The following is an 11,880-nucleotide window of genomic DNA, read 5'->3' on the forward strand; positions in this document are numbered from 1 at the left end:
TTATTTTGTTTTTCGGGTATTATTTTAAAGTATAAAGTGATGAGTTAATTGAGGAGGAATTTTGATTGATAGATAAAAAAGTAGTAGTGATTGGTGGAGGAGCAGCCGGAATGCTTGCAGCAGCTATTGCTGGTAGTAGAGGTCTAGATGTTACTTTAATAGAAAAAAATAGTGTTATGGGAAAGAAGCTTTTAATAACGGGAAAAGGAAGATGTAATATAACTAATGACTGTGATGTTGAAGAGTTAATTGAGAATGTTCCTGTAAATGGAAAATTCTTATATAGTGCGTTTTATACATTTACTAATATGGATGTTATAGAATTATTTAATAAATTAGGTGTTAAAACAAAGGTTGAAAGAGGAAATAGGGTGTTTCCTGTTTCAGATAGATCTTATGATGTAGTTGAAGCTCTTAAAAAGTATATGAAGCAAAATAATGTAAAGATTTTAAAAGGAGAAGTTGATAAAGTAGAATCAGAGGATGGATGTATAAAAAATATAGTATTGAAAGATGGAAAATGTATAATGTGTGATAGTGTAATTGTTGCAACTGGAGGAGCATCTTATCCTCAAACAGGATCAACTGGAGATGGATATAAATTTGCAAGACAAAATGGGCATAATATAACTAAAATAAAGCCATCTTTAGTTCCTCTTGAAACTAAGGAAAAATGGGTGAAAAACTTACAAGGGCTAACTCTTAGAAATATATCTATAAAAGTTTTTAATAAAAATAATAAAAAGGTATATGATGACTTTGGAGAACTTAATTTTAATAGTTATGGAATATCAGGCCCTGTTGTATTGTCTGCGAGCTGTTATATAAAAGATATAGATAAGAATGATTACAGAGTAATAATAGATTTAAAACCAGCTTTATCTGATGAAAAGCTCGATAATAGAATACAAAGAGATTTTGATAAGTATTCTACCAAAAATTTTGAAGAAGCGTTAAAGGATTTACTTCCTCAAAAGATGATACCTACGATAATAGAATTGACACAGATAAATCCTGAAAAGATAGTAAATCAAATATCAAAAGAAGAGAGAAAAAAATTAATTTATATTTTAAAAAATATGACTTTGAATATAAAAAATTATAGACCTATAAAAGATGCTATAGTTACATCAGGAGGAGTAAAAATAAATGAGATTAATCCAAGTACTATGGAGTCTAAATTAGTTAAAGGATTGTACTTTGTAGGTGAAGTTATTGATACGGACGCGTATACGGGAGGATTTAATCTTCAAATAGCTTTTTCTACAGGATATCTTGCTGGTATTAATTGTTAAAACAACATATACTAAAGAAAAAAATGTAACCATATAATATTAATATATGGATAAGCAAAGGGGTGATTATATGAAAGCAGAGATATTATGTGTTGGAACGGAAATACTTCTAGGGGATATAGTTAATACTAATGCACAGTTTTTAGCTAAAGAACTGGCTGATTTAGGTATTTCTGTTTATTATCAAACTGTCGTAGGAGACAACCCAGATAGATTAAAAGAGGCTCTTAAAATAGCTTTTTCAAGAGCGAATTTGGTTATTACAACTGGTGGATTGGGACCTACTAAGGATGATTTAACAAAAGAAGTGTGTGCTGAATTTTTTAATAAAAAGCTTGAATTAAACAAAGAGTGCAGTGATTATATAAAAGAGTATTTTAAATCTCAAAATAAGGATATGGCTAAATCAAATGAGAAACAGGCTTGTTTTCCTAAAGATAGTATTATATTAAAAAATGATTGCGGAACAGCACCGGGATGTATAATTAAGGAGGATGAAAAAATAGTTATATTGCTTCCAGGTCCTCCAAGAGAGATGACACATATGTTTAAGGACTATGCAAAGCCGTATCTTCAAAAGTATCAAAAGAATATTTTAAAATCTAAAACTTTAAGAATATGTGGTATGGGAGAAAGCTCTGTAGAGGAAAAAATACAGGATTTAATTGAAGCTCAGACTAACCCAACAATAGCGCCTTATGCAAAAAACTCAGAGGTAACTCTTAGAATAACAGCTAGGGCTTCATCTGAAAAAGAAGCTAAAGACTTAATTGAGCCATTAAAAAATGAAATTTATTCAAGGTTATCTCCATTTGTTTATGGAGAAGATGATACTTGCCTTGAGTTTGAAGTTGCCAAGATGATTATAAATAAAAACCTAACAATAGCTACTGCTGAATCTTGTACAGGAGGACTTATAGCATCAAAGCTTATAAGCTATCCTGGAATATCGTCTGTATTTAATGAGGGAATGGTTACTTACACAAATGAGTCGAAGATGAAAAGACTTGGAGTTAAAGAGAAAACACTTGAAAAATATGGAGCCGTAAGCGAACAAACTGCGGCTGAAATGGCTGTTGGAGTAGCTAAAAACACAGGGTCTAATATAGGGATTTCTGTAACAGGAATAGCAGGACCAAGTGGTTCAACTGAGCAAAAACCTGTTGGACTTGTATATATAGGACTTTTCATAAATGGAGTTGTAAAAGTTAAACAATTGAATTTAAAAGGAGATAGAAATAGAATACGAAATATAACTTCCATTACCGCTTTAAATTTCTTAAGATTAGAGTGTTTAAATATATAAAATTGTATTCACCATAAAAAACATGTTTTTACAAAAAATACTATACATGAAATTTAAAATTCTTCACAAAATACTAACAAGCAACAAATAAAAAATAAAGTGAGGGATTTAATATGGCTAACAACAATAATAATAATAACAAAGCAGTTCCAGCAGCTAAGCAAGCATTAAATCAAATGAAACTTGAGACTGCTAATGAATTAGGATTATCTAATTATGAAAGTATGGATAAAGGAAACTTAACAGCTAGACAAAATGGTTATGTAGGTGGAACAATGACTAAAAAATTAGTTGAAATGGCTGAACAACAAATGAGTGGTGGACAAACTAAATAGTTAGTAAAAAAATAAAAGCGGAGAATTAATTCTTCGCTTTTATTTTTATTACAATATACAATCTTCTAGTCTATCTAAATCCTTTATAAGTATAGTGTTTTTATCAAATGCTATCAATTCTTCTTCTCTCATCTTTATAAGCTCTCTAGATAAAGATGGTCTAGTTACAGCAAATTGTTCTGACATTTCTTGTCTTGAATAGGGGATCTTGATTAATAATTTTTTTTGCTTAGTATACTCATCTAAAAGATAACTTGAAATTTTTTCTCTTATAGTCTGATAAGAAAGTGTTTTTACTTTTTTATTTAGCATAAGGATTTTGTTGGATAAAAGTGACATAAAGTTTTTTAGTATATCGGGGTTTATTGTACAGATTTTTAAGATATCTTCTTTTGATATAAACATAATATCTACAGAAGTTATTGGAAGTAAAGTTGCAGGGTATGTGTTTTTTTGAGAAAAAACTATTACTTCTCCAAAGATATTACCTGATGATAGAGTTGAAATTGTAAGGGTCTTACCAGATGGATAAATTTTTTGGATTTCTACATTACCAGATATTACGATACCTATACTGTTTAAAGGATCTCCTTCTATAGCTATTAATTCATTTTTATTAAATGATTTTATTTTATAATTAATATTAGATAATATATTATTTAAATCATTATCTGATACATTTTTGAACAACACACTTAGTTTTAAAGTACTTTGCAAATCTAGCATAATAGTCTCCTTTTTTTATTAAATAATAATATAACTAAACTTAAAAATCAATAGAGAATATTTTTATTCATTTTAGTAAATAATATAATTAAAATGATTTGAGGAGTGATTTATAATGGAACAAAATGTGAATTTTGAAGCTATTAAGGAGCAATTTAAGAATGGCTCATTAGATGAACAGATAAGAATATATACAACTACATCTGGTCTTACAGTTGAACAGTTTAAAGAGTTACTTAAATACTTTCCTATACAACATCTAGATAAACTGGAAAAAGCAATGGCTTAAAATGAAAAAAACTATATATTATTTATGTGGGGTCTTAATATTTTTTCTTATACTCTTAATTAGCATTGAATTTTATTCTTTAAATTCTTTCTCATACTTTATTCAATACGATAAAAATAATGTTTATCAAAACATTACATATTCAAAAGAAGATGTAAAAAATATAACTTATAATTTGATAAACTATCTAAAGGATAACGCAGATTTAGAGTACAAAGGTGTATTTTCAGATAAGGAAAAACGACATATGAAGGATGTAAAGTATATATTCCAAATAGGACTTTGGATAAAAAGAATAGCAATATTAATTATTTGTACAATAATATATGCAAATAAAAAAGATATTGAGAATATGCTAAAATACTTTAACAAAAGTATTCTGACTACATGTGTTATATTTACACTATTATGTTCTATAATAGCTTTAAATTATTATAAGTATTTTACTGCGTTTCATAAAATATTTTTCAATAATGATGATTGGCTATTAAGTCCAAAAGAGAGTATAATAATAAATTTATTGCCACTTGAATTTTTTAAAAGCATAAGTATATATATATTCGTAACTGCGTTGATTTTAACTTGTATAGTAATGTCTATTAACTTGTTTATAATTAAAAGAAAAAAGCTAGAGCTAAAGCTCTAGCTTTTTTAAGTATAAAATTTTTTATAAATGGAAAAAATAAAATAAAAAACAAGAGGTGATTTTATAGTGAATAACTTTGTTGGATTAATATATAAGGAATTAATAAAGGTGAAAATAAAAGATTTAAAAAAAGTAAATAAATATAGCATTAAGAAAAAAGATAATATAGATATTATAAAAAAGATAGACAAATTACTCGCTAAAATAGCTAAATATATCTTAAATATATTTGTATTTTTGATTATGGTAAAAATCAACATATATATGAGCACTGTAATTTTGATAGGATTTTTATTTTACAAAAAAATTATAACGGATGCAATAAAAGAAAATATGAAAAATAGAACATTGTCTTGGAAAAAGTTATTTGATGAGGTGGTAAAAGAAAATTCAAAATTAAAAATTAAAACAATTATGGTTATGTTTGTACTTATGCAATTTTCAAACTATACAAAACTTTATATGGGTATAATTTTAACCCTTTTGGTATTTACTATGAATGACATATATAGTAACATAAAAAATATAAATGAAAATACTTTTAAAGAGAGATTTTCTAAATAGCTTTCGGATAAAATTGTTTTAAGTGGGGGACGAATTATGAAAAATGATAGAGATAGGGTATATAACATATTAGAAATATCCAAATTAGTTACTGCATCTATGAATTTTTTTGATATAAAAGATGAAATAGTGTCTAAGATGTTAAAGGTAATACATCCTAGAAAAGCTTGTATAAACTTGTTTTATAAGAATAATTATAAATATTCTTATTTAGTGTGTTCGGCTACTTTAGATTATATACCTGATTTATTTTCCAGTGGAGATGAAGATAAAATTAAAATAAATTTTAATGAGTATCCTAAATATATACATGAAGCTGTATTTGAAAAGAAGATAGTTTGGGTAAAAAATATATTTGAAGATGATAGAGCTATAATGGAAAGAAATATGGCTATAAAAGAAGGGTATACGGGAAGAATAGTTTTTCCTCTTATAGCGAATAACAATGTAATAGGGTTTATAACTTGTTATATAACAGAAGAGGATGACCTGACACAAGAAGATATAAACTTTATATCTTCTGTTTCTTCGTTAATAAGTCTTTCAATAGAAATAACAAAGGAAAATTATAAAGTAGATACACTAATAAAAAAATTAAGAGGAGCTATAAACTATATAAGTAGAGCAACTCAAGAATTATATGCTAATAGATCGGTAGATAATTTTCTTTCTCTAGTTAGTAGGCAGTTGTGTAAGCTTACACTTAGTGAAAGTTCAATAGTTATACTAAATGATAATAACAATAAAACACAGGCATTTAGTCAATACGGTAATGAGAATATAAATATACATAATGCATTAGGATGTCTTATAAGAAATGATATAGATGAAAATGGTAAATACTACAATCCTAAGCATTTAAAAAAATATATAAACGATAATGATATAAAATCTTTAATATATTACAAATTAAAAGTTGAAAATGAAACTGTAGGATATATAGCAGCTGTTAATAGTAAAAAATACACTGATGATGATATTAAGATACTTAGCATATTTTCATCTCAAACGGTGCTTGCTATTCAAATGTACAATAATTCTAAGAAAATATTTGAGCATGAGTTATTAGAAAAAGAGCTTGAAATTGTGTCAAAGCAGCAAAAACTTATAATGAGTAATAGTCAAATGGAATTTTCTGATTCAAAAGAAATAGTATTTTTTCATGAACCATCAAAATATATAGGTGGAGATTTTTGTGAAATAGTAAAAATAGATGAAAATAGGATGTGTATATTTATAGCAGATGTTATGGGGCATGGTATAATGTCTAATTATTTTGTAGCCATGATAAAAGGGGTACTTCAAGCATTAGTATATGAAAAAGAATCAGCTGGGAGCATACTGACTAAGATGAATCGTATATTATATGATGATTTTGATAAGGTTAATGCATTTGCTACAGCTAGAATTGGAATATTTGATTCTAAAACTGGAAAAGCAGTAATATCAAATGCTGGTCATCACCATTCTATAGGAATTAAAAAAAACAAAGATATAATTGTAGAAGATCTTGATTTTGATAAAGGTATGCCAATTGGTGTATTAACAGACATGGTATACGATGAATATGAATACAATATAAACGAGTATGAACTTATATGTATATATACTGATGGTATAATAGAAGCATCTAATGGACTTGGAGAAGAATTTGGGTTAGATAGATTAAAGGAATTAATAAAAGATAATTATGATAACACTACTTCTAATATATACTATAAACTTAAAAAAGAACTGAAAAATTTTACAGGAAGAGATGGATTAGAAGACGATATACTTATATTATTTGTAAAGAATAAGGTAGATTAATAAATAGGGGGGATATAGATGAAGCTTTTAGTTATAAATGCAAGTCCTAGAAAAGGAAAAAATTGTTATATTATATCGAATTATGTATGTAATATACTTTATGACAATAATATAAATTATGAAATTATAAATATATGGGATATGGACATCGAGTTCTGTAATGCATGTGGTTACTGTGATAAGACGGGGGTTTGTCACAAAACTGATGATATGAGTCAAATGTATAAAAAGTTCGATAAATCAGATGGAACGATACTTATATCTCCTGTTTACTTTGACAGTGTTCCTGCGAAGCTTAAAAGCTTAATAGATAGAACTCAATCTTTTTTTGCAAGTAAATATATACTCAAAAGACCATCTATAGATAGAAATAAAAAAAGGCTTGGTATATTTATACATGTAGGAGGAAGTAAACCTTATGAAACTCAATTTATGGGAGGTCAAATAACAGTCGATTTCTTATTTAAGAGTATAAATACAAAATTGCTTCATAATTACTATATAACCAATACGGATGATGTGGATTTAAAAAGCAATGATTCATATAAAGAAGATATAAAAAAATTAATCATAGATTTAAAGAATAAGGGCTAGTTATAACTAGCCCTTATTTGAGGAAAGGGGAAAAATATGCTTAGATATTTAACTAGTGGAGAATCTCATGGACAATCTTTAATTACAATAATAGAAGGAATTCCGTCTAATCTAAACATAGATGTTGACAATATTAATAAAGAATTATCCAGAAGACAACAGGGATATGGTAGAGGAGATAGAATGAGAATAGAAGAGGATAAAGTAAATATTTTATCTGGAATGAGGGGAAGCATTACTATAGGAAGTCCTATAGCAATTGAAATAAAAAATAAAGATTATGAAAACTGGAAAGAATATATGAATCCAGTTGAAGAAATAGATAAAAATACAAAGATTGTTTCAAAAGTAAGACCTGGACATGCTGATATGGTTGGGAGTTTAAAATACGACTTTGAAGATGTGAGAAATGTTTTGGAAAGGGCAAGTGCTAGAGAAACAGCAGCAAGAGTTGCAGTTGGTGCACTTTGTAAAGAATTTTTATCGAAATTTAATATAGATTTCACATCTCATGTAGTACAACTAGGAAAGCACAAGGTAAACAAATCGTTTGAATTTAATTACATAAAAAAAGAGTCTGAAATATCAAAGGTAAGATGCGTAGATAAAGAATATGAAGAATTATTTATAAATGAAATAAAAAAAGCAAAAGAAGAAGGGGATAGCTTAGGTGGAATATTTGAGGTTAGGATAAAAAATGTTATTTCTGGACTTGGATCTTATGTTCATTATGATAAAAAGCTAGACTCTCAATTAAGTGCTCATATCATGTCTATACAAGCAATAAAAGGGGTAGAGTTTGGACTTGGGTTTGAAATGGGGACCTTAAAAGGATCTGAAGTACATGATGAAATATATTATTCAAAGGAAAGAGGTATTTATAGAAATACTAATAGACTAGGTGGTATAGAAGGTGGAATGAGTACAGGTGAAGAAATAGTAATAAGAGGCGTAATGAAGCCAATACCTACTTTATATAAGCCGCTTAATAGTATAGATATAAATAGTCTTGAAAATTATAAGGCATCAATAGAAAGGTCAGATAATTGTGCCTTACCTGCAGCTTGTGTTGTTGCTGAGAATGTATGTGCATTCGTTATTGCAAAAATTTTTATGGAAAAATTTGGGAAAGATAATATGCGAGATATAATTAAAAACTATCAAAACTATTTAGAAAGGTTGTCTGATAGAGGATGGAAAGTGGATACAAAGTTTATATAAAAAAAGATTTTAATGAAATAGATATAAAAAAAAACTATGACAAAGTTTTGGTTATAACAGATGAGAATGTAAAAAAATTGTACATTAATGATTTTATACGAACTTTAAATCTCAAAAAAAAGAATATCAATATTAAACAATATATTATAAATCCAGGAGAAAACTCTAAAAATTTGAAAGTATATGAAGATATATTTAAGTTTTGTATAGAAAATGAATTGAGTAGAAAATCGTTGATTATAGCACTCGGTGGTGGTGTTGTAGGAGATTTAAGTGGATTTATAGCATCTACTTATATGAGAGGAATAGATCTGATTCACTGTCCTACAACATTGTTATCTCAAGTGGATAGCTCTATTGGGGGTAAGACTGGAATAAACTTAGGAAACTATAAAAATGTTATAGGTAGTTTTTATAGGCCAGAATTTATATACATAAACATTAATACACTTAAAACATTAAGTTACAATGAATTTCTAAGTGGGATTTCAGAAGTGATTAAGTATGCTCTTATATGTGATTATGAATTTTTGGATTATCTTTTGAAAAATAAAGATAAGATATTAAATTTAGATTCAGGATGTTTGATATATATAGTAGAAAAATGTTCGAATATAAAAATTAACATTGTTAAAAAAGATGAAAAAGAGTCTGGTATTAGAAAAATATTAAATTTAGGCCATACATTTGGGCATGGTATAGAGAAGTTGGGTGGATTGAGTCATGGTTTTGCTGTTGCAATTGGAACTCATATGGCGTTTAAATTAGCTTATAAAAAAGGATATATAAATAAAGCTTATTATGAAAAAGTATTGAGTGTTTATAAATCCTACGACATACCTATAACTTTTGATGGTATAAATTCCATTGATATATTAAAAGTTATGAAAAAAGATAAAAAAAATAGTTTTTCAAAAATAAATCTAGTGCTGCCGACTGGTCATTCGAGTGTTGATGTAGTAGACAATATAGATGAAAATGAGACAATAAATGTAATAGAGGAGGTTAGAGATGAATTTTAATAGTCTAAAATTGAAAGGAGAAGTCGATATTCCAGGAGATAAGTCTATATCTCATAGAGCTATAATGTTATCGTCAATATCTACTGGAAAGAATAAAGTTAAAAATTTTTTAAATGGAGAAGACTGCCTAAGCACTATAGACTGTTTTTGTAAAATGGGGATACAAGTAGAAACATGTAGAAAAAATGAAATCATTATACATGGTATAGGACTTAGAGGTCTTAAAAAACCAATTGATAAATTATATGTGGGGAATTCTGGAACGACAATAAGACTTATCATGGGTATATTATCTGGTCAAAATTTTAAGTCAACTTTAATAGGTGATGATTCGATAGCTAAAAGACCTATGAAAAGAGTAACGGATCCACTAAGACTTATGGGCGCTAAGATATTTGGTAATGAAGATGCTAATTTCACACCTATAACTATAGATGGGGGAAATTTGAATGGAATAGATTATAAAATGCCTATAGCTTCTGCTCAAGTTAAGTCATCTATAATACTTGCATCTTTGTATGCAAATTCACCTACTAAGATAATAGAAAAGAACAAAAGCCGAAATCATACAGAGATTATGTTAAAGTCTTTTGGAGCAGATATAGATGTAAGTGGGAATGAAATCTATGTAAATCCTGCTCAAAATCTATACTCTGAAGACATATACGTTCCTGGAGATATTTCATCTGCTGCATTTTTCATGGCTGGCGCTAGTATGTTAAAAGGATCTGAGGTTTTAATAAAAAATGTAGGTCTTAACGAAACTAGAACTGGAATTTTAGATGTATTAAATGATATGGGTGGAAATTTTGAATTATTAAATAAAAAATATGTTTGTGGAGAATTGATGGGTGATATACTAGTTAAACATTCCAACTTGAATTCTACTACAATAGATTCAAAATTAATACCAAGACTTATAGATGAAATACCTATAATAGCTGTTATGGCAACGCAGGCAGAAGGGACAACTATTATAAAAGATGCAAAGGAACTTAAGGTTAAAGAGTCGAATAGAATAAGTAGTGTTGTTTCTAATCTTAAAAAAATGGGAGCTGATATTGAAGAATTGGATGATGGAATGATTATAAACGGGCCGACGAAGCTAAACGGTTGTAGTATAGAGAGTTTTTCAGACCATAGAATCGCCATGGCATTCTCAATAGCTTCACTAGTGGCATTTGGACATACAAATATAGACAATACAAAATGTGTAGAAATATCTTTTCCGCGTTTTTATGATATATTAAAAGAAATAACTTACTAAAAATTTGATTTTTCGAATCAAAAAAAGTATAATATTCCTTGAAAAACAATTTAGGAGGTTAGAGTAATGAAATTACCTATAGCATTATCAAATAGACATATACACTTAGGACAAAAAGACATCGATGTATTATTTGGACAAGGAGCTAAATTAACTCATTTTAAGGACCTTTCTCAACCAGGACAATTTGCATGTGAAGAAAAAGTAGATGTAATAGGACCAAAGGGAGAAATTAAAGGAGTTAGAGTATTAGGACCTGCAAGAGGAGAAACTCAAATTGAAATAGCTTTAAGTGATGGATTTAAATTAGGTGTTAAAGCACCTATAAAAGATTCAGGAGATCTTGAAGGAACTCCTGGAATAAAAATAGTAGGACCAAAAGGTGAAGTAGAGCTTGAAAGAGGAGTTATAGTAGCTTCAAGACATATACATATGCATACTGATGATGCTGAAAAGTTCAATGTAACAGACAATCAAAAGGTTAAGATAAGAACTTTCGGAGGAAGAGCAGTAGTATTTGAAAACGTATTAGTAAGAGTAAGTCCAAAGTTTGCACTTGAAATGCACGTTGATGTAGAAGAAGGAAATGCAGCTGGAGTTAGAAATGGAGATTTAGTAGAATTAATTAATGAATAAAAAAAATATATATAAGAATAATATAAAGGTAGCCTAATTAGGCTACCTTTATATTATTGGAAAAAAATATAAGTCTACAAATAGTTTAATAAATCTAATGAATGGGTAAAATTTGGAACATAATAAAAAATTTAAATTTCAAATATATTTAAAATTGAATTATACCTATA

At 27.9% G+C, this 11,880-nt stretch carries 13 protein-coding genes; 12 read left to right on the top strand and 1 reads right to left on the bottom strand.

Translation table 11 applies throughout. The features are described from left to right. Nucleotides 1-65 precede the first annotated feature (65 nt). The 3 genes from Tmeso_RS02400 (at nt 66) to Tmeso_RS02410 (ending at nt 2,936) form a co-directional block, all read left to right on the top strand. Entirely contained in the window at nt 66-1,295 is a 1,230-nt protein-coding gene (locus Tmeso_RS02400) for a BaiN/RdsA family NAD(P)/FAD-dependent oxidoreductase (protein WP_330400280.1), read from the top strand. Between the two features lie 70 nt (nt 1,296-1,365). Further along, entirely contained in the window at nt 1,366-2,601 is a 1,236-nt protein-coding gene (locus Tmeso_RS02405; RefSeq protein WP_099187876.1) for a competence/damage-inducible protein A, read from the top strand. Between the two features lie 113 nt (nt 2,602-2,714). Continuing rightward, nucleotides 2,715-2,936: an alpha/beta-type small acid-soluble spore protein gene (locus Tmeso_RS02410; RefSeq protein WP_099187878.1), complete on the top strand. Its 222-nt coding sequence runs from the start codon at nt 2,715-2,717 to the stop codon at nt 2,934-2,936. A 48-nt stretch (nt 2,937-2,984) separates the two neighbouring features. Here Tmeso_RS02410 and Tmeso_RS02415 read toward each other — a convergent pair whose 3' ends face one another. Then, nucleotides 2,985-3,662, bottom strand: coding sequence for a Crp/Fnr family transcriptional regulator (locus tag Tmeso_RS02415; RefSeq protein ID WP_099187880.1), 678 nt, complete (start codon nt 3,660-3,662; stop codon nt 2,985-2,987). A gap of 115 nt (nt 3,663-3,777) precedes the next feature. On the opposite strand from Tmeso_RS02415, the gene Tmeso_RS16295 reads away from it, so the two are divergent. From Tmeso_RS16295 to pduL, 9 genes are all read left to right on the top strand, one after another. Continuing rightward, complete coding sequence (locus Tmeso_RS16295; RefSeq protein ID WP_099187882.1) at nt 3,778-3,951, top strand: hypothetical protein; 174 nt, start codon at nt 3,778-3,780, stop codon at nt 3,949-3,951. A 1-nt stretch (nt 3,952) separates the two neighbouring features. Continuing rightward, nucleotides 3,953-4,597 (top strand): TIGR01906 family membrane protein, encoded by a 645-nt coding sequence (locus Tmeso_RS02425; protein ID WP_099187884.1) that lies wholly within the window; start codon nt 3,953-3,955, stop codon nt 4,595-4,597. A 66-nt stretch (nt 4,598-4,663) separates the two neighbouring features. Next, on the top strand, nt 4,664-5,161 hold the full coding sequence (locus tag Tmeso_RS02430) for a hypothetical protein (protein ID WP_099187886.1): 498 nt from the start codon (nt 4,664-4,666) through the stop codon (nt 5,159-5,161). A 36-nt stretch (nt 5,162-5,197) separates the two neighbouring features. Further along, nucleotides 5,198-6,970, top strand: coding sequence for a GAF domain-containing SpoIIE family protein phosphatase (locus tag Tmeso_RS02435; RefSeq protein ID WP_099187887.1), 1,773 nt, complete (start codon nt 5,198-5,200; stop codon nt 6,968-6,970). An 18-nt stretch (nt 6,971-6,988) separates the two neighbouring features. After that, nucleotides 6,989-7,564, top strand: a complete 576-nt coding sequence (locus Tmeso_RS02440) for a flavodoxin family protein (protein ID WP_099187889.1) — start codon at nt 6,989-6,991, stop codon at nt 7,562-7,564. Between the two features lie 36 nt (nt 7,565-7,600). Beyond that, the gene (gene aroC / locus Tmeso_RS02445) at nt 7,601-8,785 is read left to right on the top strand and encodes a chorismate synthase (RefSeq protein WP_099187891.1); all 1,185 of its coding nucleotides are present in this window, start codon (nt 7,601-7,603) and stop codon (nt 8,783-8,785) included. Beyond that, nucleotides 8,758-9,807: a 3-dehydroquinate synthase gene (gene aroB, locus Tmeso_RS02450; RefSeq protein ID WP_099187893.1), complete on the top strand. Its 1,050-nt coding sequence runs from the start codon at nt 8,758-8,760 to the stop codon at nt 9,805-9,807. Before aroC ends, aroB begins: the two co-directional genes overlap by 28 nt. Continuing rightward, nucleotides 9,797-11,074, top strand: coding sequence for a 3-phosphoshikimate 1-carboxyvinyltransferase (gene aroA, locus Tmeso_RS02455; protein ID WP_099187895.1), 1,278 nt, complete (start codon nt 9,797-9,799; stop codon nt 11,072-11,074). The genes aroB and aroA overlap by 11 nt, the downstream gene beginning before the upstream one ends. A gap of 66 nt (nt 11,075-11,140) precedes the next feature. Next, on the top strand, nt 11,141-11,710 hold the full coding sequence (gene pduL, locus Tmeso_RS02460; RefSeq protein WP_099187897.1) for a phosphate propanoyltransferase: 570 nt from the start codon (nt 11,141-11,143) through the stop codon (nt 11,708-11,710). Nucleotides 11,711-11,880: the final 170 nt, after the last annotated feature.

This window comes from Tepidibacter mesophilus, from assembly GCF_002724055.1.
Classification (GTDB): domain Bacteria; phylum Bacillota; class Clostridia; order Peptostreptococcales; family Peptostreptococcaceae; genus Tepidibacter_A; species Tepidibacter_A mesophilus.